The sequence below is a fragment of the Candidatus Abyssobacteria bacterium SURF_5 genome (assembly GCA_003598085.1).
Classification (GTDB): Bacteria; Abyssobacteria; SURF-5; order SURF-5; family SURF-5; genus SURF-5.
This window is the reverse complement of the sequence record QZKU01000132.1, coordinates 1-24,274: the sequence shown is the minus strand read 5'-3', so window position 1 is coordinate 24,274 and position 24,274 is coordinate 1. Positions and strand designations below refer to the sequence as shown.

Here is a 24,274-nt window from a genome sequence, read left to right as displayed (position 1 = left end):
TCCCTACATGTGAGATTCGGTGCTGGACTGGCGGCTACCCTTTGTCCAGACCAGACTTTCACTGGTAAGAACTTGTATGCTTCCTTGGCGCACATCCGTGATAATTCGTGGAACCCGTCCTGATGTCGAAGGATTCGTGGTACAAAAAGTTTTTGTCTTCAATCAGTAGAAATCCGTAAAATCAGCGGATGAAATAGCCATGTCAATCCGTGCCAATCGCTGGTCGAAACTCTTTCACGTTTTTCAGATTCGTGTAATCCACACTAAAAAAACCTCAGGCGCTGTTCAGGAAGCGCAAGGAACTGAGCGACAGGAGCTGGACGCCGAGCGGGAGACAGCGCTCGTCGAAATCGAATTTCGGATGGTGGCCGGGATAGATTTTTGCTCCGGCTTTGGCCGCGCCGAGCATGCCCATCGCGCCCGGCACCTTCTCAAGAAAATAACAGTAATCCTCGGAGCCCATATGCGGCTTTGGCATTTCGACGACGCTCTCCGGGCCCCACAGATCGGCCGCCGTCTGCCGCATCAACTCCGTCATTGCCGGCTCGTTCGCGGTGACGGGCGCTCCGTGAATATATGTGAAATCGAACGTCGCTCCCCATGTTGCGGCGACGGAGCGAATGATGTCTTCCATCTTCCGGGGGATCTCGTGTCGCTGCTTCTCCGAGAGGCTTCTTACGGTGCCGCCGAAATGAACGTTCTCGGGGATCACGTTGAATGCGCTTCCGCTCTGGATCGAGCACACGCTCAGCACAATCGGGTCCCTCGCGTCAAAGGTGCGGGTGACCATTGTCTGCAGCGCAATGATTGCCTGCGCCGCGATGTGGATCGGGTCGACGCACGCGTGCGGCTCGGAGCTGTGCCCGCCCTTGCCGTTGATCGATACCATGAAAACGTCGACCGATGCGCCAATGGGACCCGGTTTGATGACGAGCTTGCCGACGGGCTCATGCGCGTCGATATGAAGCGCAATGATCGCGTCTACGTTCGGATTCTCGAGCACTCCCTCCTCGACGAGGTCCTTCGCGCCGCCGTAGCTCTCTTCAGCCGGCTGCATGATGAACTTGACGGCGCCATGGATCTTCTCGCGAAGCTCGGTCAGCACCCGCGCCGTTCCGAGCGCCATCGCGACGTGGCCGTCGTGCCCGCATGCGTGCATGACTCCGATGTTCGTCGAGGCGAACGGTAAACCTGTCTCCTCGATGATGGGGAGCGCGTCCATGTCGGCACGAATCGCGATTGTGCGGCCGGGCGAGGAGCCGCGCAGAAGGCCGACGACGCCGGTCACTCCGATATCGGTCCTCACTTCGAGCCCGAGCGCGCGAAGCTCTTCGGCGACTTTTTTCGAGGTGCGAATTTCCTGCAGGCCGATCTCGGGATGCGCATGCAGATCGCGCCGGATCTCGATCAGCCAGTCAAAGATATGCTCGGCTTTTTCCTGGATCTCTTTTTTCATGTCCCACCATCGCGCGGTTAACTGTCAGGATAGATCATGATTTTGAATGCGCCGTTTTCCTCTTTATGAAATGCGGTCTCGAATGCCTCGCTCACTTTCTTCAGGGGGAACCGATGAGTGATCCACGGCCTCACATCGATTTGGCCGGACGAAACGAGAGCGATCGAGAGCGGATATTCCTCGATCCGGAAATTGCATGACGTCCTGAGTGAGCGTTCCGACCCGAGATCGAGCGAGTTCACCGCGAACTCGAGGTCATGCACCGCCATCAGCACCGCCGTGCCGCCCTCGGCCAGCAGGCCGATGCAGTTCCGCAAGGTCTCGGCGGTTCCAACGGTATCGAACACGACCTGAAAGTTCCCGCGGTTCACTTCCCGCAACGACTGCGCCGCATCGGTTGAGTCCGCTTTCACGGCGCCGGTCGCGCCGCACAAGCGCGCAATCTCAAGCGCGACATCATAGGTATCGACAACAAAAACCTTGCTCGCTCCCATCGCTTTGGAAGCTTGCATGATCGCGTTGCCGATGGGGCCCGCCCCGTAAACCGCGACCGACGCTCCGGGCGCGACGGCGGCCACGCGCGCGGCATGGACGCCCACGCCCACGACATCGAGCAGCGCCGCCTCGTCAAAGCTCATGTGATCGGGGATTGCAAAACATAAATGTTCCCACGCCGGACACTGCTCAGCCATTCCGCCGGGATAATAGCGGCGCTTGCCCCAGCCGGCGCCGTGCCCGAGATGCATGGTGTTTTTACACAGGTTCTCGCGGCCGCTCCGGCACTGGTCGCACCGGCCGCACGTCTTGAAGCACAGCACCGCGACGCGTTTCCCTCGAAGCGGAGAAATAGTATTGCCGGAAACAGTTCCCGCGAATTCGTGCCCAAGGACGATGTTTGGCGGATTCGGAAGCGGCTTTCCGAGCGTATGCAAAGCCCACGGATTCTCACCGTGATAATAACGAAGGTCGCTTCCGCAGATGCCGCAGGCGACCACCTGGATCATCACCTGGTCCGGCTCGAGCGCAAAGGATGGAATCCTTTTGGCCTGCAGATCGAGCGGAGCCCGCAGGAGCGCCGCAAGCATTTTATCTTTTCGCGGGCGGGCGGGCGGCAAGATCTCATACCCCCATGGCGAGGAATCCGCCGTCGACCACGATCGATTGGCCGGTCATGAAATCGGAGGCGGGGGACGCCAGATAGATGGCCGCGCCGACGAGCTCATCGACATGGCCGACCCTGCCCATCGGTGTGCGCGAGACAAACATGTCGTAGCGTTCCTTGATCGCAAGCAGGTGCTCATTGAGCGGCGTGCGGAATACGCCGGGCGCGATCGCGTTCACGTTGATTTTATGATGCGCCCATTCGCGCCCGAGCGCCCGCGTCAGAGCGAGGACGCCTCCCTTGCTGGCGCAGTACGCGGCGACCTCGTTCAGGCCGACAAAAGAAGCCAGCGAAGCTATGTTGATGATCTTGCCGCCGGACCCCTTCGATATCATGATTTTTGCGGCGGCCTGGCAGGCAAAAAACAGCGCCTTCAGATTCGTGTCGACCACGCGGTCCCATTCGTCCTCGGTTAACTCGATCGAGGGCTTCTTGATTGTGGCGCCGGCCGAATTCACCAGGATATCGAGGCGCCCGCATTCCGCCGCGATTCTGGAGAACGCTTCTGCGACGGCCGACTTGTCGAGAACGTCGGCGGCCGCAATCGGTGGTTTCTTTCCCGAGATGCGCTCGATTTCGAGCGCTGTTTCCTCGACCTTCTCTTTTCGGCGCGAGACAGGCGCGACGTCGGCGCCGGCCTCTGCGAGCCCCAGGGCTATCGCCTTGCCGATGCCGCTCGTGCCGCCCAGAACGACAGCAACTTTACCCTCCAGCCCGAACCTTTTCGAAAGCCTGCTTTCCAATATCCTCCTCCCCTGCTAGAATGCCAGATCGGGGTTTTACTCCGCGAACTGCGGGTCCACGCGGACATGCATTTTTCGGTTCTTCCCAGCCAGAACCCAGAAATAATAGAGCTTCGAACTTGGCGCTGCGGAAACCGGATGATAGCCGCGCGGGAGCACGCAGACGTCGCCCTGCCGGACGGTGTGCGTTTCATCGATGCGGCCGTCGTCGGTATAGATCCGCTGAACGCCGAATCCGTTTCTCTTCTCGGTGCGGTAGTAATAAACCTCTTCGAGCTTCGCCTCGTGCGGGGGCGAATCCTTTTCGTGGCGGTGCGGCGGATAGCTCGACCATTTGCCGGCCTCGTTAATTGTCTCACCCAGGAGAAGTCGTTCCGCAGGGAAATCTTCTCCGATAACCGTACGCACCCGGCGCGCATACGTATCGGCGCCAACCTGCCGCTCGATCACCGCATCCGGCGCGATGGCGCATACGTGAGGCTCTCTTGCCTTTGCCGGCGTCGCTGACACGACGGCCTCGACTTTCGAGCGGGCGACGATGGAGAATCCATCGATGCCTCGCCCGTACCACGCCCACGGAAATTCGGAGAAGATATCGTGTCGGGGACCGAGCGTCCACCGTTCTTTTTCGGCGTCGATCGAGCAGCGGCCCGAGATGAGCAGCAGCGCGATCTCCTTCTCCGCGCACGGCAGCCGGAGGCGCTCGCCGCGAGAAAGCGTGACCGTGCCGAACTCGATCAGTTTCAGCCGCGAATTCCGCGGCGAGACAAGTGGAACGAAGCCCGACTTATTCTTGTGAGGATACTTCAATTCGATATTTCTCATTCTGCACCGTCTCTGATTGCTCAAGGGGAACCGGGAACGCTATTCAGCCGGAGCGGGTTGAGCCTGTTCGCTTTCCTTCATTTGCCTCATCATGTTGATGGTTGCCTCGGTCATGTCCATCACCTGTGCGCCTTCGGGCGGCGTGAATTCGAATTCCGAGTCGGGGATATCGATGTTCAGTTGATAATTCGAGTACGTCTGCTCCATGATGAGCGCGTCATCCTTGCCGTACATGAGTATCTTGTGAGGCAGTCCATTGTCCGCGTAAACGAGGAACTCGATTTTTTTCGGCTGGACGGGGAAGTTTTTCTGAGGAGCAGTCATGTCCATGTTGAATTTTTCCGGCGCGACCCGGAGAACGTAAACATCCTTCCCGTCGGCCTTCTTTTTCCCGACGAAAGTGATGGCGTCTTTCGGGAAATCCTTGAGCATGGTCGCCACGTCGGACTCATCCATATCCGGCTGTTGTCCCGGCATCTCCTGCTTGAGACGTGAGACGTCCATCTTGGTTGTCATCTTCATGATCGGCATGTAGGTCCAGATAATATCGCCCGTCTTGTAAATGTCCTGCTTCATTCCGCCCATCATATCGGTTACCGTGCTCATGCGCATCTTACCGGGCTGTTCGAAGGACATTGTTCCCTTGATCGTGATCGGTTCGCCCATGGCGTGCGTTAGCGTGTTGATATCGACTTTATAGCTCTTGACGTCTTCGGCTTTCTTGATCAGGTCATCAATGACCTTGTTGTTCTCGGCCGCGTCCTGTGCCAGAGCTGATGTAGAAAACAACAGAAGGATGCAGATAGCGGAGAGAAGTCGGAGCGTCTTCATTTTTGCCTCCTGCGGTAAGAACCGCGGCTGTTACTCCGTGCGGGAACGTGTCCAAATAGGTGTCGCCATCCGTTAGTGGTCCAATTCTATCCTATTTTAAAAGTTATGACAATAGACTTCGCGAGTTGCCGGTTGCTATCCGCTCCTAAACACGGCTCGAAAAGCAAGACAATTCATTGACTTCGGGCGGGTTGTTGCGCTAGAATGAGAATGAACAAAAGCCGGCGGACATATCACGGTTATTACGGCGGCTTTCATATCTTCCTGTAAGAAACCATTTCAGTTGACCAATGCCGCATTACGATGTACTGATTATCGGAGGAGGCATCAACGGGGCCGGCATTGCGCGCGACTGCGCGATGCGCGGGCTCAAGACGATCCTCGTCGAGAAAACCGATTTCGCCGCGGGCGCGACGGGCGCATGCAGCGGCATGATACACGGCGGTCCCCGCTATCTCGAATACGACATTGAGACCACCCGAACATCCTGCCTGGATTCCGGTTACATCCAGAAAATCGCGCCTTTCCTTCTGTTTCGCATCCCGTTCATCTTCCCCGTCCTGAAGGGCGGGAAATACAACATCGAGCTGATCGAGACTTTCATGGAAGCGTATGATCGGTTCGTCCCTCTGAAGAACGGGCGACCGCATACCCGACTCTCCCGGTCTGATGCATTGAAACTGGAGCCCGGCCTGACCGAGCAGATTGCGGGTGCTGTCACGATGGATGAATGGGGATGCAGTCCGTTCCGGCTCACCATCCTCAACATACTCTCGGCCCACCGGTATGGAGCGGAAATCCGCAATCATACGATTGCGGAAAAGATCATGATCGATTCCAATCGGCGCGCGGTCGGCGCGAAGCTGAGGAACACGCTGACCGGCGAGCGCGAGGAAATCGGCGCGCGGATAATCTTCAATGCCGGCGGTCCGTGGTCGCCCGGCGTCGCCAAAATGGCCGGCGCAGAAGTGAAGATTCGGCCGGCAAAGGGGATCCATCTGGTTTTTGACCGCAGGCTTTCGAATGTGGCGATAACCGCCGAGACGATCGACGGCAGAAGCATTTTCGTGCTGCCGTACGAGAACACGTCGCTGGTCGGCACCACCGACGACGATTACTACGGCGACATGGATAATCTCACCGTCACTCGCGACGAAATACAATATCTTCTGGAGGGCATCGAGCGCGTGTTCCCGTCGATTCGCAAGGAGCGCATGATACGCGCATTCGCGGGAGTCAGGCCGACGCTTTTCGAATGGCGCAAGAATGAAGACGATCTCTCGCGCGAGCATAAGGTATTCGATCACGAGCAGACGGAAAACATCAGAGGGTTATTGTCGATTGCGGGCGGAAAATTTGCCAGTTATCGGTTGATGGCTGAGCATGCCACGGATGTTATCTGTCAGAAACTGGGGATCAAGGAGCGAAGCCGCACTCATCTCGAGCCGCTGCCGGGAGGCGAGGGCGAAGTGGACCTTCATGAGGCGTCGAAGGAATACGGAGTGCCGGCATACGTGATCCAGCGGCTGTACCAGCGGTATGGCTCGGACTACGTGAAAGTCATGGCGGAGGAACCGCAAGGCTCGGCGAAATCTATCATCTGCCAGTGCGAATCAGTGACAGAGGCGGAGATTCGGCACGCCATTCGGCACGAGTGGGCGCGGACTCTGGATGACGTACGCCGCAGAACGCGGCTGGGGGCCGGCCCCTGCCAAGGTTGTCGATGTACGCTTTCGGCCGCCTGCATTCTTGCGGAGGAGCTGCATCTGAATCCGGACGATCTGACCGAGGTCGCCAAGGCTTTTCTCCAGGAGCGCTGGAAGGGAAAGCTTCCGATATTGTCGGGCCTGCAATTGGCGCAGGAGGAGATCAATCGCGCCGCTCATTTCCTCTCGGCGAATCTGCATGAGATGATCGCAGCAGAAAGGTACACGCTCCATGGAGGCTGATGTCATTGTCATCGGCGGCGGCATGGCCGGAACCACTGCCGCGCTGAAGGCCGCCTCGCTCGGCGCCGACGTGATCCTGATTCGAAAGGGTCAGGGTTCGACCGCCATGTCGTCGGGTACCATCGATATCGCCGGACCGGAGAAATTCCTTCCGCTGGATTCATGGGGCGAAGTCCCGCGGGTAAGCGACAGGCTGAAGGAGATATTGCGGGTAAATCCGCTGCATCCCTATTCGATCGTCGCGGGCGGGCGCAGCGGAATCGACCTGTTATGCGAGCAGTTATCGCAAGCCACGGAATTTCTTTTGCACAAGATCCCGCGGTTTCAGATGTACGGCTCGTGTGATCAGAATATTGCGCTGCCGACCGTTCTGGGAACGGCAAAATTTTCCTCATTCGCCGCCCGCTCGCTTTCTGAGGGAAATCTCTGCGCGATGCGAGATGCGCAGGTGCTGCTGGTGGGGATCAGTGGACTGATGCTGTTCCAGCCTCGCATCTGCCGTCAGACGCTCGCGCGGTATTCATCATTGCATCCGCCTCGCCCGGTTGAACGGGTGGAGATCATCGAAGCAATCATTCCGCATTCCATGAATGCGCTTCCTTCGGCCCCGTTCGAGATCGCGCGTTACCTCGATGAGCCGCAGGCGGCCGGGCATTTTGCGAAAGTTGTTCGCGCCAATATGCCGGCCGGGATCAATCACGTGGCGCTTCCGCCGGTTCTCGGGCTTGATAATCACGAGGAGACGTTCGATATCTTTTCTCGCGAGATCGGCAAGAAGGTGTTCGAATTGATCTCGCCGACTTTTTCGGTGCCGGGATATCGGCTGCAGCGGGCGCTGGAGTCGAGTCTTCGCGAGAATAGGGTCCGAATTCTGAATGACGAAGTGCTCGACGCCAAACGTGAAGGCAGGAAAATAAGGAATCTGATTCTGAAAGGGCGGAAATCGAAGCGAACCGCGGCTGCGGAAAATTATGTGCTTGCTGCCGGCAAATTCAATTCGGGCGGCATTCTGACCAACGATTTTCCGATCGAGCCGATTTTCGATCTGCCATTGTTCTGCAAGGACAACCGGGCGGATGCCCGCTTCATGCAGGACCTGCTCAACTGGACGGTGGAGGGAAAGCAGTTGCTTTTTTCGTGCGGCATTCATATCGACGGGCAACTGCGGCCGCTCAGTCCATTCGGCGAACCCGTCTATGAAAACCTTTATGCCGCGGGCTCGATAATTGGTGAATACGATTATGTAGCCGACAAGTGCGGGCTTGGCGTGGCCATTTTGACCGGCTATATAGCGGGCGTGCAAGCCGCCGCGAAAGGAGCGCGCCCATGAGAGTGATCGATCTCAGCGTCCCAATCGAGGAAGGTCCCAGCGAGATGACCGAGCCCAAGATCGGCCGGGAAAATCATTCTGCCGGTTCTCAAATCATGCAAGCAATTTTTCAGTGCGCAGAAAAAGATCTTCCCGGCGGCCTCGGCTGGGCGAATGACCACATCACGCTCATGACTCATACCGGCACCCATTTGGATGCGCCCTATCATTTTTCGCCGACCAGCGAGGGGAAGCCGGCGCGGACGATCGATCAAGTGCCGCTCGAATGGTGTTTTTCCGATGGTTTCGTGCTGGATATGCGCCATAAGGCTGACGGCGCCCGCATCGAGGCGGCCGACGTCGAACAAGCCTTGAAGAAAATCAACTACGTCGTAAAGCCGTTTGATATCGCCCTTATTATGACAGGCGCCGACAAGTACTGGGGATCTCCCGAATATGGCAACAAAGGATGCGGAATGGGGAGAGAAGCGACGTTGTGGCTGATCGATAAGGGTGTGAAGATTATGGGGATCGACGCCTGGGGCTTTGACCGCCCGTTCGTTCATATCGCGGAAGAATTCGGGCAAACGGGCGATTCGAAGATCATCTGGGAAGCGCACTTCGCCGGAATCGAGCGGGAGTACTGCCACATCGAAAAACTTGCAAATCTGGATTTGCTTCCTCCATCCGGATTCAAAGTCGCCTGTTTTCCGGTGAAGATAACGGGCGCCAGCGCCGGCTGGACTCGGGCTGTCGCACTGGCGCCGTAGGCAAAGAGGCTGTCTTCAAGAGGCTGCGCATTTCTTAAATGGTTGCAGTTCCAACTTTTTTGCAAAATATGGCCGCTTATGGTAGAATCTAGTCACGGCACTTTGCCAGTTGCAGCGGGATTCGGATGCTCATATTTCCCCTGGAAATCCACATGAGAAGGACCTGAAAAAGCCGACTCCTTTTCCAGGCCGGGGCACCTAAAGGAAACGAGCAATTATGCAATTGAGGAGAAACGTCCGGCCGACTTTTCTTTTTATTCCGTCCATCCTTCTTGTCACCATTCTTTTACTATTTCAACTTAATGTCTTTGCTGCCAATGGGAAAGACTATGTCATCGTCATCGATGTCTCCACGAGCATGCAGGATATCTTCGACGAAGTGAAGCGACTCACGAATCGCACTCTGGGCGAAGCAAAAGCAGGAGACAACGTAGCGCTTATCATCTTTGGAGAGAACGCGCGGCTTCTTGACCGCAGACTGATCCGGGGAAAAGCGGACATCGAAGAGCTTCAACGCCAGGTGGATGCCCTGTATCCCACCGATTATGCAACCTACTTGAACAGCGGACTGGAAAAAAGCATCTCCGAATTGCGGTATCTCTTTGAAAAGTACCCGGACCGCGAGCGAGTTCTTTTGTGGTTGAGCGACGACAAGGATAATCCCCCCGCCGCGCTGGGGCAGGATTACCTCTCGCTCGATAGACTGAGAGAGAAGAATGAACAGTTCGAGCCCGGCAGGGAATGGTTTGCCTACCAGGCGCCGCTGAGCGAGGTGAAAAACGAGTCGTTCGAGGATTTTGTCACCTGGGCGCGGCGAACCACATTTCGCATCGGTGTAAGAGAGAGCGACATCAATCTCGGTTCGTTCCATGATGACAATGTGCGGAAGAAGATTGTGCTCACGTTCGAGCCGATACATCCAGGCGCCGCGGGACTGGAGTTTTTTACGGAAGCAACAATGATAGACCCGACTAATCCGGCGCGAACCATACCCGTCACACTTTCTCCGAATCGAATAGTCGCGTCGGCTCAAGTGTGGCAGCAGGAATTCGACGTTTCTTTCGCGGGCGCGCCGGGAGTATACAATGGACAAGTGGTCTTCAAATCGCTCGCCGGCCCAATCCTCGATGTGAAGCCTCAGAGAGTCGCGCTTACGGCCATGATCGTTCCGCCCGCGCCGGTGGAAGTGCCGGGCCCGAAGCCGGAAGAGAAGAAACTGGAAGAAGTGGTAGCCAGGGCGAAGGAAAGCGCGACAGGCAGACCCGCCGGTATGACGAGGCCGGAAAGACCGCTGACGTTCGGCCCGCTCGAGCCCGGGAAAAAAGACACCAAGATGATCACGCTTCACTTGAACAAGGAAGCTGATTCGAAAAAGATCTCGCAGGACGTCTCGATCCAGTTGCCGAAGGGTTTCAATGTCGAAAGCAAAATCTATGGAACCCGCGACACCACGCTGGCGGCGGAGATAACGATTTCCGTCGCGCAGGAGACCGTACTGCCGGAGGAGATGCTGCCCCAAGGCGCATACGAGGGCAGTATGCGCTTCGTTTCAAATGAAGCGGACATCGAGATCCTGCCGCTCGTCATCCCGATCCGGATCGAAATGAATACCGACCGCGTCCGGTGGGGCAGAAAATTGCTGCCGACCACGGCCGGCATCGATCGCTCACGGGCGCGCAAGATGACATTCGAAGAATTGACGCAGGAGTTGGAGGGACGCGAGGGAAAAGAAGAGAACCGGATCGTCTCGGCGCTCAGAAGCATATCTTCCCGCTTCGGGTCGCGCTACGTCCTGATACCTTTCTTTGGTGGGGTGATAATCCTCTTCATCATTTTACTGTATCGGATGAAGCCGGCGCAGGAATTGTTTGTCGGGGAACTGGTGGTTATAAAAGACCCGACCAACTCGAAGACAAAGAACATCAATCTCAAACGGATTGGATCGCTGCACGGCAAGGACACGCTCATCGCGGGAAGTTCGCCGAACGCGGATATCCGCCTCGATCATGAGTCGGTCGCGGCAACACACTTCAAATTGTCCGCGAGGAAAATCGAGAACCAGGTGGAGGTTTCCATTCTGCCGGTAAAAGGAGTGTCTCTGAAAGTCAACGACGTCGAATGCACGGGAAGGACGCGGCTGGCCGACAAGGACCTGCTCGGGATCGGAGAGTACATACTCCTGTTCTCGAACCCGGAATCACAGAAGGAAGTTGTCGTCCATTTCACTGACGGTCGCACCATGAGAGGGACTCCGGTAACGTGGGATATCGGCGCTCCTTCATTCGAATTACTTCGGACGGATGTTGAAGGTGTCGAGGAAACCGCGGAAGAGATCGCAAACATACACTTCGAGACCCTGAAGGGGGTGTTCTTTCTGCAGGATGCTTCCGGCGCGTCCGGAATTCCGAAAGATCGAATTCAACATCATGAGCTGCTCGAAGTGACCTTCTTTGACGGCGAAAAGATCGAAGGGAATCCACTGGTTGATTATTCCAATCTGGCTGCACGTTTCTATCTGGTGCCGAAAGACATGCCCAACATCGTCTCGATCCTGATCGAGCGCTCCAGCGTCAAGGATCTCGTGAGTCGGGAAGCCAAGGGCGGATCAGAATCTCCCGGAAGATTTGCTTCTTTGAAAGGGCGCAGGAAACAGGCATCGGCCGATTAGCGCCAGCCCGGCTCCAGGCACGTCGCTTGCCACTTTCCCATTCAACCCGCAAGATGTAGAAGACTCGAAGAGCTGCCTTTCCACGAGGAGGGACGGTCATGAAAAAATCTTGTCTTGCCGTTGCTTTTTCTATCGCGGTCGTTGCGGGATGCGCTTCGCAACCCGTTCCCACTACGTTAGACGCCATTTTTGAAAATCCGGCGCAGTATCGGAATGAGAACGTTGAATTTTCCGCGCAGGTGCTCGAGAATCCGCCGCCGTCGGGCGATCTGTATCGCACCTGGACCTTCCTGGTCGGCCATCCGGACATCGGACGCATCCTGGTCACGGAAGCCGGATACAATCCGGCGACAATAAACAAGGCATATCACCTGGTTGAAGAAGCCGCCCAAGCCGGGGAACCGGTTACCATTACCGGCGAACTCAGAGTCGGCCCTCACAGGTCGCTGAAAGCCGGTGCGGAAATCGATCTGCGCAGCGTATCCTACCAGGGGATCACGATAGACACGAACGAAGGCCCGTACGTGGGGGGATTCTATTCTCCTTATTACTATTATCCGTACTACCCCAGACCTTTCCTTTGGGATTACCATTACTATCCGTATGGTTATGGCTGGTGGGGACGATATGTTCCGCCAGCCGAGGAAAGCGAGGGATACGACGGATATTCCAGCTATGCCGGTTATTACGACGCATTTAAAGGATTTGAAGCCAATTCATCCGAAAATACTCAATCCGACGGCAAGGAGCTGTCTCCGTAGGCGAATAAAGGAACTGGGCCGGGTTTACCGTCATTTGACGGCGGATATGCTGCAGGGGTAGAATCACTGCCAGATAGCAGAAGATTTACTCGAATAGATGCAGCGGGAGGAGAAGATGAAAAAGCGTCTCGTGATCCTTGCAGCATTTCTTTTTGCGTTTTCTTTTCCGGTTTATGCCGCCGAAATCGCGGCGGAATCGAGCATCACTTCGGTCATTGTTTATCCCGATCGCGCACGAGTAAGCCGAACGGCCCTCGTTGAGATGGACCCGGGAGAACATGTCCTAATATTTCAGAACCTGCCTCCGAATCTCGATCTGGACTCGATTCAGGTCGGAGGAGAGGGCAGATCCGGCCTCAGTTTTTTCGCTACGGAAACCCGGAGAGTCATTCTCGAACAACCCCGCGCTGAGGAGATAGCCCGGCTGGAAGCCGAAATCGAGGATGTCCGGGATCAGATTGCCGGTACTCAAGCACGGCTGGAAGACCTGCAAGCCGAAGACAAGCTGGTTCATGATATCGGCGTGTATACGGGTGAACAGTTTTCGAAAGAATTCATTACGTGCGAGCCCCAGCCGGAAGAATGGGCCGCAATGGTGGAGTTCCAGCGTCAAAACCTTGCGCGGATAAGCGAGGAAATCCTCCACGTCCACGTTCAGAGCCGCGAACTGAATCGCCGGCTCGATGCGCTTCTGCGACAGATCGAGGAACTGCAGGGGCAGGCGGCGCGCGAACGGCTCGACGTACGGGTTTCACTGTCCGCCGCTGAGGCCGGCCGGTTCAACCTGTCGCTTTCTTACGTCATTACCGGGGCCGGCTGGTACCCAACTTACGAGGCGAGAGCCGACATTCCACAGGAGCGAGTGCAGTTTGCCGCCATCGGAAATGTACGCCAGCGTACGGGTGAGGATTGGAAAGATGTTTCCCTCTCTCTATCCACTGCACGGCCGGCGATCGGCGCTCAGGCGCCCGAGCTCCCTCCCTGGATTTTGCGGCCGCGCCCGCCGGTATTGGAGGCCGCTCCCTCCATGGAGAGAGGGGCTGGTCTTTTCGATCGCGAGTTACAGATGCAGAAGGACGAAGCGCGGCCGATCGAGGCAAGAATTGTCCCTCGTGAGACCTCGGTTCAGTTCGAGATCCCGTATAAGCTTGATATCCCGAGCGACAATGCCTATCATCGGGCCGCCATATTCAGCGAGATACTTCCGGCCGAATTTTCCTATACGGCAGTGCCGAAGCTATCCCCCCATGCTTATCTGACGGGCAAAATCAAGAATGCGACGGGCGCATATTGGCTCCCCGGCAAAACCACCGTTTTTGTCGAGGGCGATATGGCGGGAAGCCTCTACATAGAGCCGGTCGCACCGAACGAAGAGGTCACTTTAGGTTTTGGAACAGACGAAGCGCTCACAGTCGAGCGCGAGGAACTCGTTCGCAAGGAAGACGAATCGCGCGTTTTTGGAACGAGAAAAGAACATTATTTCAAGAACAAGATAACCGTCACCAATCATAAGAAGAAAGCGGTGACGCTGGAACTCGTCGATCAGGTCCCGGCGTCGCAACACGAGGACATAAGAATTACGGGGATCGAATTCAGCGTCAAGCCGTCCGAGTTTAACAGGGACACGGGAATTGTAAAATGGAATCTCTCTCTGGGGCCGGGAGAGAAAAGGGAAATCATCATTGAGTTCACCGTCGTCCATCCGCTCGACATGGACGTGTTAGGTCTCCTGCAGAGTCCCCTGCTCAGGTGAATGAACGGAGGCGCGGCCCCGTGCAAGACGAGAAAATAAAGGAGATCCTCCGATCCGCCAAGTCGGTTGCAGTCGTGGGTCTTTCGCCCAATCCCGCGCGTGACAGCCATGAAGTGGCGCAATACCTCCAGGAGCAAGGCTACCGGATCATACCTGTCAATCCCGCGGCTGACAAGATACTTGGCGAAAAATCATATCCCGATCTTGTCTCCATTCCGGAACCTGTGGACGTCGTCGATATTTTCCGGAGACCGGAGCACGTACCCGCCATCGTCGAGGAGGCAATCAGGATCGGAGCGAAAACGATCTGGATGCAGCTTGGCGTGGTGAACGAAGAGGCCGCCAAACGAGCGGCCGACGCGGGCCTCGCCGTCGTGATGGACCGCTGCATGCTTCGCGAGCACAGGCGTCTTTTTTCTTAATCCTCCGCTCCGGGCATATTACCTGCTAGCCGCATTCGCAGGTTGCTGTTAAAATTTTGCGAGTGGGCAGGCACAGGCACCGAGATTTTGCCGGAACGGATAAGGAGGAGATCATGAAAAAGTCGCTCCCGCCGCATTTCAAAAAATTTGTCGACAAATATCCCGATATTTGGAACGCCCACCAAAAACTCACTGAAGCGTGCGCCGAGGCAGGTCCGCTCGACCGCAAGACGCGCGAACTGATCAAATTGGCCATTTCGGCGACAGCGAGCCAGGAGACCGCTGTGGAACGGCACGCGGTCATGGCAATCGAAGCGGGCGCCAAGCGCGAAGAAGTGTACCACGCCGTCCTGCTGATGACTACTGTCATCGGTTTTCCGCGAACCTCCGCAGCTTTGAAATGGGCCGAGCGCGCGCTGACCACAACGCGAAAGGTAAAGAGCAGAACCGCCTAGTGGGCCGCAGCAGACGGCATCTGTTTCTGCAGAAAATACAGAATCCACCTTATTTATCGACTATCGGCTCGCTGGCAGTATGTTACTAACACGGGAATCCTGTTGTCCGAAAGAGTAATCCGCGAAGTTTTTGTGAACGTGAATATGCCGGGACAGCGTCCGGCTGCATTTGGGAAACAATCAAAACAAAAAGGTGATGTCATGTGCTACAACTGTGGATGCGGCTTACCGAATGACGATCATGGCAAGGGCCATGCCGCCGTGGATCCGAATGGAAAAGCAATAACCAACAAGACATTTGCGGCTGCCGGCAAAGCATTTGGCATGGATGCAGAGGAATCCAAGCGCAACACCATGGATCTCCTCGAGGAACAAGATATTCACGAAGAAGAATACGAGGAAGAGGAGGAGGAAGAGGAGGGAGAGGAAGAAGAGGACTAGCGAAAACAGGAGCTCTTGGGGACTGCCTTTTCTCCTGGCGTTGTGAAGCAATCATTCGTGCCGGCGAAGCGCGGCCAGATATTTGATTAATTTATCTAACTCCTCCTCTGTCATCTTATCTTCCGAAAAAGAAGGCATTGCTCCGAGTCCTCGTCGGACCTGCATCTTCATGAGAGGGCCGGGTAGAGGCTTGTTGTTTAGAGAGGGGCCAACTCCCGTCGCTCCTCCCGGATGACACTAACTTCCTTTACAAGGCGACTTCGTTTTCTCGAGATGAGCCAACCCAGCGGATAGCCACCTTCAGTGGATGCCTTCCGGCCACGGTTCTTTGAATTGAGACCCGCTCTTTGTTATAATTGCGCGTGTTCGACAAGGCTTCCGGCTCCAGAATTAAATCTCAGACAACAGGGAGGTTTTGATATGGGTAATGGAACGGTAAAATGGAACGGCCACGCCAATTTCGAAGTCACCAGCGCCAACGGCAAAAAAATTCTGATCGATCCCTGGTTTGAGGGGAATCCGTCCTGCCCGACGCCGCTCTCGGAGGTGTATTCGGCCGACTACATCCTGGTCACGCACGATCATTTCGACCACCTGGGTAACACGGTTGAGATTGCGCAAAAGACGAAGGCGGTGGTGGTCGGCATCGTCGAGACGATGGCAAGACTGCAGAGCGAGTTGGGCGTCGCGCCCGAGCAGATCGTCAACGGCGGCTACGGCATGAACATAGGCGGAACGGTCAATCTCGACGGCATCAGGGTGACCCTCACCCAGGCTTTTCACTCATCGGCTTCGGGTCAGCCATGTGGAATGATCGTGCGCCTCGAGAATGGCAAAACCATCTACCACGCGGGCGACACCGGCATTTTCGCGACGATGGCTACGCTCGGCGAAATGTACAAGATCGACCTCGCCCTGCTGCCGGTTGGCAGCTGCTTCACGATGGACCCGTTCCAGGCGGCATACGCGCTCACGTTGCTCAAGCCGAAAGCTGTCATTCCGATGCATTACCAGTCGTTTCCGATACTTGAACCCGATGCCGCCGGCTTCGAAAAACTCGCGAAAGAGAAAGCGCCCAAAGTGAAAGTGGTGACTCTGAGCCCCGGCCAGGAATACAAGCTGGTATAGGCGAAGGGAGACAGGATGCCCCTGTACAAATTTGAAGGAAAGACGCCGCTCGTAGGCGAAGGCTCTTATGTCCACCCCGAAGCGAGCATTATTGGCGGCGTTATTATCGGCAAAAACTGCTTTATCGGTCCCGGCGCCAGGCTTCGGGGCGACTGGTGCAACATCGATGTCGGCGACGGTTCGAATGTGCAGGACAACTGCATCATTCACGCGCGCCCGGATTTCACCGTGCGTCTCGGCCCGAACAGCCACATCGGGCACGGCTCGATCCTGCATGGCTGCATCCTGCACGAACATGTGCTCGTCGGAATGAATGCGGTGATTCAGGATAACGCCGAAATCGGAGACGACTGCATTATCGGCAGCGGCTGCGTGATCCGGCCCGGCATGATCGTTCCGGCCCGCAAAGTAGTTATGGGTGTCCCTGGAAAGATCATGGGCGATGTGACTCCCGAGCAGGAGCAACTGTGGACCTTTGCCACGCAGCTTTACCAGACACTTCCGCGACGCTATACCGAAACCGCTATGAGAAAATCGGACACCGAGTACTGATTTTCACATCAATATATTAATTGTATAGTATTAAATTACTTGCAGAACATAATTCTGATTCTCGGGCCGATTGGGATTGTATGTGTCCGTTCTATTTTTCCCACGCGCCTCGGCGAATCGAGGAGTCCTGTTGGCGGGTGTCGCTTGTCTCCAACCCCTCGAAAATCAGTATGTTGGGTAGATTTTATTTGCATTTTTTCCTTTTTTCTGCGTTGTCTTCGCGGCAGAAATTGCCTATTGACACACAACATGTAGTATGTTATAGTAAGGTAGGCCACAGGATAGGCTACTTAAGGCATTAGCGATCCCAATTTTGAAGGCCTGAGAGCACGGAGGAGGGGCTCGACAAACCAGATGTACCCGTTGGTGCGCTTTTGAGCAGACGGCGCGATTACCAATTCCTTCGAGCGCGATCGATACTCAACCTCACGATTGACTTTCGAGCCCACGCGATGTAAGATAGTTTTCACCTAAGGGAACATCCCAAAAATACTCCACCATCTCATCCAAGAGAGGGTGTTGTCTCTTCGCCGGTTGATTTTGACCGTATTTCAGGTCCGAGCGGTCGCATGATGCAAGAAAGAAGACCATATTAATAAAAAGGAGGAAGAACGAATGCCCGCGGTAAGAAATGGCAGAAAAGCCATGGGACGGAGGATAGCAAAGACCGGCCTCCCGCAACCGCCGAAGATAAAGATAGAGTTTACGGTGAATGCTCTTAAAGTATTGGAAAGACGGTACTTAAAGAAAGATGACGACGGCAGGCCGATTGAGCGGCCGGAGGATATGTTCTGGCGCGTGGCGTACACAATCGCGCAGGTGGACAAAGATTATAATGAGAATGCCGACGTGCTCGCTGTAGCAAAGGACTTTTTCTTCCTGATGGCGAACATGGAGTTCATGCCGAATTCTCCGACGCTCATGAACGCCGGACGCGAGCTGGGCCAGCTATCCGCATGCTTCGTGCTTCCGGTCGAAGACTCGATGGAGAGCATATTTGAAGCGGTAAAGAACACCGCCCTTATCCATAAGAGCGGCGGCGGCACGGGTTTTTCTTTTTCCCGGATCAGGCCGAAGAACGATATGGTTCTATCGACGAAAGGCATTTCGAGCGGTCCGATCTCGTTCATGAAAGTTTTCGACATGGCGACCGAAACCATCAAGCAAGGCGGCACCCGCCGCGGCGCGAACATGGGTATTTTGCGGGTAGACCATCCGGATATTCTCGAGTTCATCGAGTCGAAAGAGAACGAAAGCCAGCTTAACAACTTCAACATCTCGGTCGCGGTAACCGACAAATTCATGGAGGCGTGCGAGTCGGACGGCGAATATGATCTGATTAATCCGCGAACACGCGAGGCGGTAGGCCGGCTCAAAGCGCGAGAGGTCTTCCAGAAGATTGTTGAGCACGCATGGCTGAACGGGGACCCGGGCATCATCTTCCTCGACCGGATCAACAAGGGCAACCCGACTCCGCTGGTGGGCCAGATCGAGAGCACAAATCCATGCGGTGAGCAGCCCCTGCTTCCGTATGAATCGTGCAATCTCGGTTCGATTAATCTGGAGAAAATGCTGATCAAGCGCAACAGTCACTACGAGGTTGATTTTCCGAGGCTTGCACGGACCGTGCGCACGGCGGTCCATTTTCTCGATAATGTAATCGACACGAACAAGTATCCGCTGCCGAAGATCGCTGAGATGACGCGTGCGAACCGCAAGATCGGGCTCGGCGTGATGGGCTTCGCCGATATGCTCATTCGCATGGGCATTCCGTACAATTCAGAGCAGGCGCTCAAGGTGGCGGACGAACTGATGGCATTTATCCAGAACAAGGCGCACGATGAATCGGCGAGGATCGCCGAAACGCGCGGCTCGTTTCCCAACTACGACAAGAGCATTTATGCCGGCTCCGGGCGTCCGATGCGCAATGCGACCGTCACCACCGTTGCGCCGACGGGCACAATCAGCATCATTTCCGGCTGTTCGAGCGGAATCGAGCCGATTTTCGCGATCGCGTTCACCCGGCATGTGCTCGATAACGACGAGCTGATCGAGGCCCATCCGATTTTCCGGCAACTGGCGAAAGAGCGCGGGTTCTTCTCTCCGCAACTGATGAAGAAGATAGCGGAAGCCGGCGGAATGGCTGATTTGCCGGAGGTGCCGCCGGAGATCAAGGGAGTGTTTGTGACGGCTCACGAGGTGACTCCTGAATGGCACATCAAGATGCAGGCGGCATTCCAGGTGCATACGGATAATGCGGTTTCGAAGACGGTCAATTTTGCGAACAGCGCAACGAAGGAAGACGTCGAAAACGTCTATACTCTCGCATACAAACTCGGATGCAAGGGAGTCACGATTTTCCGCGACGGCAGCCGAAGCGGGCAGGTATGGACGAAGAGCATCACCAAGGGTCAGGCTGCACCACAAGGAAACGATATCATTCCGCGTCTGCGCCAGACAGTGACTCAGGGAACCACGGAGAAGGTGGTTATCGGCTGCGGCAATCTGTATGTGACGGTCAATTCGGACGAGATCGGGATCTGCGAGGTCTTCACCAGCACCGGCAGGGCCGGCGGTTGCCCGTCTCAATCGGAGGCGACGAGCCGGCTGGTTTCGCTGGCGCTCAGATCGGGAATCAGCGTTGACGCGCTCATTGAGCAACTGAAAGGCATCCGGTGTCTTTCTACGGTCGCCGCCAAACGCATCAATCCGGATATTCGTTGTCTTTCCTGCCCCGACGCGATCGGCCGCGCAATCGAGAAATATTCGAAGATTCCCGGGCGCCACGCAATCGAGGAGCCCAATGGCGAAGTCGAGACCGAAGCCGCTGTTGAACCGGCAACGGCCGTAAGCGCGTGCCCCGATTGCGGCGCGAAAATCGAGCGCGAGGGCGGTTGCATCGTATGCCGCATGTGCGGCTACTCGAAGTGTAACTGAGTTTCAGGAAACGTGAAGGCCGTTCGTTTCTGCGAGCGGCCTTTTTCTTTGAGTGTGAGACCAAGTCATCGGCGCTGAAGAAGTTGGGCTTATTGCTCGGATGAAGCGGTACGCGCCAAAAGTTGTACGCGCGCTTTGCGAAGCCCGATGACGTGTTTTCGTTCCTGCTGAATGATTTTGTCGATGATCTTCCTGGTTGTTCCGGCCGCGATTTCCCTGCATTCCTGCAGCAAGAGAATGTTTTCCTTCTCAAATTTGATCGCCATATCGACGGCCTCGTCCAGGTTTGCGACGTTTCTGGCGAGAGTCGCCGCCTGTTCTGGGCTCAGAAATATGCGATGATCGATAAGCTCGATGATGTATTGCCGCAGATCGCCGGTTACTTTCGAAGGCCGCGCCGTTTTCCGCCGCCTCTCGAGCTTTTCGGCCACCTCGATGAAGCCTTGCCGATGATTCTCCTCGGCGCGCGCCATCATGCGCGCCAGCTTCTTGATATTTTCGTCGCCTGCATGCTCGGCCAGGCTCCGGTAGAATCCCACGCCTTCGGCCTCGATCAGAGCCAGCTTTTTGATCAACTCAATGATGTCCAGCACTTCCGCCATGACGACCTCCCCTGAACGCGCGCGCGCTGCGCATGTCCCTGATTTTTTCTGCCTGTGTCCCGGCATGCAGATACAGAAATTATAAACGAAGAACGGGAAGCCGGCAAGCGACCCCATTCCCACCCAGGGGCGGGTTTCAAACCCGCCCGTTGTGCTGCTCTTCCTATCCGCAGACGCCATCCTGGGCTCGATCCGCAGATTGCTCTGATATACTCAGATCAGAGAAACCATTTTTGACCACGAATTCGCGCGAATTAGGCGAATTAGAAAGAACGTTTTTGGCCACAGATTACGCGGATTCTCACTGGTTCTAATCCTTTCCAAAATCCGAAATCTAAAACATGTCCCGGACTCGATCCGGGATCCAAAATGGTTGAATCCATCCTCATATTTCAACCGCCGATGTGCGCCGATGTCCTTGCCGTTGTCATTCTGAGCGACAGCGAAGAATCTCTCTCTTCAACCGCCGATCGACGCCGATGAACGCCGACAAGTAAAGCGGGCTTTAGGCGCAGAAGTGTGGGAAAGCCTCGGGCAGGTCATCAGCAATGGAAACAGGTAGACTATGGGAGCGGGATTTCTTTCGACGAAATGATGAAGGAGCCTTTCCCGGCCGACCGCCTTTTTCCCTTGTGGGAAAGTCATCCGATGAAGAGTTGTGATGATATGTTTGATTGGAATTTGACGTGGAAGAAGTGCGATTTTGAGACAAAAGCTGCAGTTGTTGTCAAACGCTCCCTCAAGAAAAGTTCTTCTTGACATGAGACGTCCAGACGTCTATAATGCAGCGTATGAGTGACAGGAGAAGAAGCCGACCTGGGCAGGTGAGGGATGCAATAATGAAGGCAATGTCCTTGGCTTCGAAACCTATGTCCGTAAAGGAAATTGAGGAAGATGTCTGCCGGATGATCGGTGAGACACCTTCTTCCTCAATCCGTTCGTATCTGCGACTGAATAATCCCGAATTATTCATTCGGGAGTCACACGGTCTTTATTCCCTGCGAAGAAATCAGAATGCTGCCCTGCAGCAGGAAATTTATCTGGGCACGTGGTGCAAGCCAGCTCGCTTTGGAAAATCGATCATTTATCATGCTGATTGTTTCGACTGGTTGAGAATTCAGAAAGATTGTTCGTATCACGCAGTGGTAACTGATCCCCCCTACGGACTGCATGAATATACCGAGGAACAGCAAACAAAACTGAGGAATGGCAAGGGAGGCGTTTGGAGAATTCCACCATCTTTCGATGGAAACAAGAGATCGCCGCTTCCCCGATTTACTACGCTCACGCCTGATCAATTGGAAGAGATTAGAACATTCTTCTTTCTTTGGGGGAAGTTGCTCCTCCCAAAGCTCGTTCCGGGAGCCAACGTAATCATTGCGTCAAACCCCTTATTATCTTTTATCGTTTCTGGAGCATTGGCGGACGCAGGTTTTGAGCGCCGTGGTGAAATCATTCGCCTTACCATGACCATGCGGGGAGGAGACCGCCCAAAAGCCGCTCATGAGGAATTTCCAGATATTAGCGTCATGCCGCGTTCGATGTGGGAACCTTGGGTGGTTTTTCGCAAGCCGGTTGAAGGAAGAATTCAGGACAACTTAAGGAAATGGAAAACAGGGGGCTTTCGAAGACCGAGGAAAGACACACCTTTCGGGGATGTCATTAGCTCAGCGCCCACTCGAAAGAAAGAGCGTGAGGTTGCCCCTCATCCCAGTCTGAAACCGCAGTCATTTCTGCGTCAATTGGTACGGGCCGTATTGCCCTTGGGCGAGGGAATTTTAGTGGATACTTTTGCCGGGGCAGGTTCCACTTTAGCGGCGGCCGAGGCCGTGGAATACGAAAGTATTGGCATTGAGAAGGATGAGTACTACTTTCAAATGGCCTGCGACTCAATACCACGCCTTATTCAGTTTCAGTAAATTTATAAATCCAGTTCTCTCTCAATTTCTTTATGCCGTTCTTATGGAGCGTTGCGGTCCGTGTGCCCAACTCCCCACGCGGATTCCTGCGAAAATCCTCGACCGTCACCTTTCCCAGATAAACTTCGAGAAAAGTCATTGGCCGCCGATCGCGCGCCGGCTCAGTTCGATTATCTACGTCATAGACAAAGACACACATCCATTGGTCTCTTGCGCCATGAGTGTCAACCGCGCCGCCAATCTTTCTGGTGGTCTTGATTTCAACTCCTTCAGTTCCCCCTTTTACTGCATTGCCGGCATAGACACCTTGAAGAACCAAATCAGGGTGACCGTTGAAGTATTGATTCTGCTTGAGAACGCGTGAATGCTTGGCAAGGCTCGACGTTAGCATATCTGAAAGAACACCGGACATGATGGCGGGCCGCAGCATGTCATCAAGGCGTTCAAGTCCCTTTTCTGCGAGATGATTATTGACATCAAAAAAGAAGTCATAGACATCCTGCATGGCTATTTGAAAATCCTGCAGCCTCAATTCATAAGGAAGGATTGCATCAACATTGAAATTGGAAATATCAGCTTTATTTCGGATCATGAATTTGGGGCCTCAGAATAGACTGAATCCATTATAGTCATGCGCAGAAGTATGTCAAGCTTTTGAACTACTATCGCAACGGGATGTGCGCTAGCTATGGTAAAAAAGGAGGCACCAAAATGACTGTCAAAGAGGCTATTGTTCAGTACCTGGCGTTCCATGAAGCAAACTCGAAGCCGCACACGGTGAAGAGCTATAGGTATTTACTCCGGGATGTTGAGATGGCTTTCGGAGGAAAAGAATTAGCTGAAATTAGCCCTGCAGACATTTTCGGATTTTTGTCCTCCAAGACGGAGGGTCTTAAGGAAGGAACCAAGAACCATACTTTCATTATGATCAAATTTTCTTCAATTACTGCATGAACATTCTGGGAACAACAAAGGCAAACCCCTGTGATACCGAAAACTTGAGGAAGGCCTTTCGAAGCCCGCAACCGGGAAGGAGGATGATTCTAGGAAAAGAAACAATAGATGAGGTTATCTTTTGTACTCCCAAGCTGCGGGACCGGCTGTTTCTGGAATTGCAAGACCGGAGCGGACTCAGAATCGGAGAAGTCCTGCGGCTGAAGGTAATAGACATTGAAGGACGTAAACTGAATCTGTCTCTACCGAAAAGCGGCAGAGAATCTGAAGAAGCGTACATGCCGGAATCTCTGGCGACCAGATTGAACGCATACATTCTGGACAGGAATTTGGGTCTAGAAGCGCGTATCTTTCCGCTGACGTACTCAGGCGGAAGAAGAATCGTGAAAGCCGCGGGAGAACGAATAGGAGTTGTATTGAGGCCACATGACCTGAGACGGCATTCTGCTACCTACGCAAGCAGAAGCGGCGTCCCGCTGGAGGTGGTATCGAAGGTGATTCTGCGACACAAAAACCTTGTCACGACCCAACTGTACTTAGAGCTTATCCGTAAATAATTATTGTCTTTTATTATCGGCTGTGGTATGCTCGTATGCATGAGCGCACTCAGATCATGGACGGTATCAGATGCATTATG

21 protein-coding genes and 3 pseudogenes are annotated in these 24,274 nt (G+C 54.8%); 16 read left to right on the top strand and 8 right to left on the bottom strand.

Features of this window, described 5'->3' with window-relative positions:
• Positions 1-274 precede the first annotated feature (274 nt).
• Genes C4520_19975 through C4520_19955 form a run of 5 tightly spaced genes read right to left on the bottom strand, consistent with a single transcriptional unit; the run spans position 275 to position 5,017 of the window.
• A complete protein-coding gene (locus C4520_19975; GenBank protein RJP15652.1) occupies positions 275-1,456 on the bottom strand; it encodes an amidohydrolase in 1,182 nt (393 codons plus the stop codon).
• 17 nt (positions 1,457-1,473) lie between these two features.
• Positions 1,474-2,541: a hypothetical protein gene (locus C4520_19970; protein RJP15651.1), complete on the bottom strand. Its 1,068-nt coding sequence runs from the start codon at positions 2,539-2,541 to the stop codon at positions 1,474-1,476.
• Between the two features lie 34 nt (positions 2,542-2,575).
• Complete coding sequence (locus C4520_19965; GenBank protein ID RJP15650.1) at positions 2,576-3,361, bottom strand: glucose 1-dehydrogenase; 786 nt, start codon at positions 3,359-3,361, stop codon at positions 2,576-2,578.
• Positions 3,362-3,397: 36 nt separating this feature from the next.
• Positions 3,398-4,186 carry a 5-deoxy-glucuronate isomerase gene (iolB, locus tag C4520_19960; protein RJP15649.1) on the bottom strand — a complete coding sequence of 263 codons (789 nt, stop codon included), beginning with the start codon at positions 4,184-4,186 and terminating at the stop codon, positions 3,398-3,400.
• Between the two features lie 39 nt (positions 4,187-4,225).
• The gene (locus C4520_19955) at positions 4,226-5,017 is read right to left on the bottom strand and encodes an outer membrane lipoprotein carrier protein LolA (GenBank protein RJP15648.1); all 792 of its coding nucleotides are present in this window, start codon (positions 5,015-5,017) and stop codon (positions 4,226-4,228) included.
• Between the two features lie 290 nt (positions 5,018-5,307).
• On the opposite strand from C4520_19955, the gene C4520_19950 reads away from it, so the two are divergent.
• The 9 genes from C4520_19950 (at position 5,308) to C4520_19910 (ending at position 15,545) form a co-directional block, all read left to right on the top strand.
• A complete protein-coding gene (locus tag C4520_19950) occupies positions 5,308-6,966 on the top strand; it encodes an FAD-dependent oxidoreductase (GenBank protein RJP15647.1) in 1,659 nt (552 codons plus the stop codon).
• Positions 6,956-8,296, top strand: a complete 1,341-nt coding sequence (locus tag C4520_19945) for an FAD-binding protein (GenBank protein RJP15646.1) — start codon at positions 6,956-6,958, stop codon at positions 8,294-8,296. The genes C4520_19950 and C4520_19945 overlap by 11 nt, the downstream gene beginning before the upstream one ends.
• Positions 8,293-9,045 (top strand): cyclase family protein, encoded by a 753-nt coding sequence (locus C4520_19940; GenBank protein RJP15645.1) that lies wholly within the window; start codon positions 8,293-8,295, stop codon positions 9,043-9,045. The genes C4520_19945 and C4520_19940 overlap by 4 nt, the downstream gene beginning before the upstream one ends.
• 217 nt (positions 9,046-9,262) lie before the next feature.
• Positions 9,263-11,713 carry a VWA domain-containing protein gene (locus tag C4520_19935; GenBank protein RJP15644.1) on the top strand — a complete coding sequence of 817 codons (2,451 nt, stop codon included), beginning with the start codon at positions 9,263-9,265 and terminating at the stop codon, positions 11,711-11,713.
• Between the two features lie 98 nt (positions 11,714-11,811).
• Positions 11,812-12,474, top strand: coding sequence for a hypothetical protein (locus tag C4520_19930; protein RJP15643.1), 663 nt, complete (start codon positions 11,812-11,814; stop codon positions 12,472-12,474).
• 97 nt (positions 12,475-12,571) lie between these two features.
• Positions 12,572-14,227, top strand: coding sequence for a mucoidy inhibitor MuiA family protein (locus C4520_19925; GenBank protein ID RJP15642.1), 1,656 nt, complete (start codon positions 12,572-12,574; stop codon positions 14,225-14,227).
• A 20-nt stretch (positions 14,228-14,247) separates the two neighbouring features.
• Entirely contained in the window at positions 14,248-14,649 is a 402-nt protein-coding gene (locus C4520_19920) for a CoA-binding protein (protein RJP15641.1), read from the top strand.
• A gap of 113 nt (positions 14,650-14,762) precedes the next feature.
• Positions 14,763-15,104: a carboxymuconolactone decarboxylase family protein gene (locus C4520_19915; GenBank protein RJP15640.1), complete on the top strand. Its 342-nt coding sequence runs from the start codon at positions 14,763-14,765 to the stop codon at positions 15,102-15,104.
• Positions 15,105-15,206: 102 nt separating this feature from the next.
• Complete coding sequence (locus C4520_19910) at positions 15,207-15,545, top strand: hypothetical protein (GenBank protein RJP15639.1); 339 nt, start codon at positions 15,207-15,209, stop codon at positions 15,543-15,545.
• Between the two features lie 51 nt (positions 15,546-15,596).
• Here the strand turns inward: C4520_19910 and C4520_19905 are convergent.
• Positions 15,597-15,782: pseudogene (locus C4520_19905) on the bottom strand (cytochrome c).
• A 183-nt stretch (positions 15,783-15,965) separates the two neighbouring features.
• On the opposite strand from C4520_19905, the gene C4520_19900 reads away from it, so the two are divergent.
• From C4520_19900 to C4520_19890, 3 genes are all read left to right on the top strand, one after another.
• A complete protein-coding gene (locus C4520_19900) occupies positions 15,966-16,673 on the top strand; it encodes a metal-dependent hydrolase (protein RJP15638.1) in 708 nt (235 codons plus the stop codon).
• A gap of 15 nt (positions 16,674-16,688) precedes the next feature.
• On the top strand, positions 16,689-17,225 hold the full coding sequence (locus C4520_19895; protein ID RJP15637.1) for a gamma carbonic anhydrase family protein: 537 nt from the start codon (positions 16,689-16,691) through the stop codon (positions 17,223-17,225).
• A gap of 696 nt (positions 17,226-17,921) precedes the next feature.
• Positions 17,922-20,162, top strand: a complete 2,241-nt coding sequence (locus tag C4520_19890; GenBank protein RJP15654.1) for a vitamin B12-dependent ribonucleotide reductase — start codon at positions 17,922-17,924, stop codon at positions 20,160-20,162.
• An 89-nt stretch (positions 20,163-20,251) separates the two neighbouring features.
• On the opposite strand, the gene C4520_19885 is transcribed toward C4520_19890, so the two are convergent.
• Positions 20,252-20,944 (bottom strand): hypothetical protein, encoded by a 693-nt coding sequence (locus C4520_19885; protein ID RJP15636.1) that lies wholly within the window; start codon positions 20,942-20,944, stop codon positions 20,252-20,254.
• Positions 20,945-21,283: 339 nt separating this feature from the next.
• Here C4520_19885 and C4520_19880 point away from each other — a divergent pair, with 339 nt between their 5' ends.
• Complete coding sequence (locus C4520_19880) at positions 21,284-21,523, top strand: hypothetical protein (protein ID RJP15635.1); 240 nt, start codon at positions 21,284-21,286, stop codon at positions 21,521-21,523.
• 32 nt (positions 21,524-21,555) lie between these two features.
• Positions 21,556-22,683, top strand: coding sequence for a site-specific DNA-methyltransferase (locus C4520_19875; protein RJP15653.1), 1,128 nt, complete (start codon positions 21,556-21,558; stop codon positions 22,681-22,683).
• Here the strand turns inward: C4520_19875 and C4520_19870 are convergent.
• Positions 22,667-23,275, bottom strand: coding sequence for a hypothetical protein (locus C4520_19870; protein ID RJP15634.1), 609 nt, complete (start codon positions 23,273-23,275; stop codon positions 22,667-22,669). The two genes, C4520_19875 and C4520_19870, sit on opposite strands and share 17 nt — an antisense overlap.
• Before the next feature lie 83 nt (positions 23,276-23,358).
• Between C4520_19870 and C4520_19865 the strand changes: the two are divergent.
• Positions 23,359-23,553 (top strand): annotated as a pseudogene (locus tag C4520_19865) (hypothetical protein).
• Positions 23,554-24,194, top strand: a pseudogene (locus C4520_19860) (site-specific integrase).
• Positions 24,195-24,274: the final 80 nt, after the last annotated feature.

Coding starts and splice junctions, on each gene's coding strand:
- C4520_19950 (RJP15647.1), top strand. CDS start 5,308: ATGCCGCATTACGATGTACTGATTATCGGAGGAGGCATCAACGGGGCC.
- C4520_19900 (RJP15638.1), top strand. CDS start 15,966: ATGGGTAATGGAACGGTAAAATGGAACGGCCACGCCAATTTCGAAGTC.
- C4520_19945 (RJP15646.1), top strand. CDS start 6,956: ATGGAGGCTGATGTCATTGTCATCGGCGGCGGCATGGCCGGAACCACT.
- C4520_19870 (RJP15634.1), bottom strand. CDS start 23,275: ATGATCCGAAATAAAGCTGATATTTCCAATTTCAATGTTGATGCAATC.
- C4520_19930 (RJP15643.1), top strand. CDS start 11,812: ATGAAAAAATCTTGTCTTGCCGTTGCTTTTTCTATCGCGGTCGTTGCG.
- C4520_19935 (RJP15644.1), top strand. CDS start 9,263: ATGCAATTGAGGAGAAACGTCCGGCCGACTTTTCTTTTTATTCCGTCC.
- C4520_19925 (RJP15642.1), top strand. CDS start 12,572: ATGCAGCGGGAGGAGAAGATGAAAAAGCGTCTCGTGATCCTTGCAGCA.
- C4520_19895 (RJP15637.1), top strand. CDS start 16,689: ATGCCCCTGTACAAATTTGAAGGAAAGACGCCGCTCGTAGGCGAAGGC.
- C4520_19885 (RJP15636.1), bottom strand. CDS start 20,944: ATGGCGTCTGCGGATAGGAAGAGCAGCACAACGGGCGGGTTTGAAACC.
- C4520_19970 (RJP15651.1), bottom strand. CDS start 2,541: ATGCTTGCGGCGCTCCTGCGGGCTCCGCTCGATCTGCAGGCCAAAAGG.
- C4520_19955 (RJP15648.1), bottom strand. CDS start 5,017: ATGAAGACGCTCCGACTTCTCTCCGCTATCTGCATCCTTCTGTTGTTT.
- C4520_19940 (RJP15645.1), top strand. CDS start 8,293: ATGAGAGTGATCGATCTCAGCGTCCCAATCGAGGAAGGTCCCAGCGAG.
- C4520_19915 (RJP15640.1), top strand. CDS start 14,763: ATGAAAAAGTCGCTCCCGCCGCATTTCAAAAAATTTGTCGACAAATAT.
- C4520_19975 (RJP15652.1), bottom strand. CDS start 1,456: ATGAAAAAAGAGATCCAGGAAAAAGCCGAGCATATCTTTGACTGGCTG.
- iolB (RJP15649.1), bottom strand. CDS start 4,186: ATGAGAAATATCGAATTGAAGTATCCTCACAAGAATAAGTCGGGCTTC.
- C4520_19875 (RJP15653.1), top strand. CDS start 21,556: ATGAGTGACAGGAGAAGAAGCCGACCTGGGCAGGTGAGGGATGCAATA.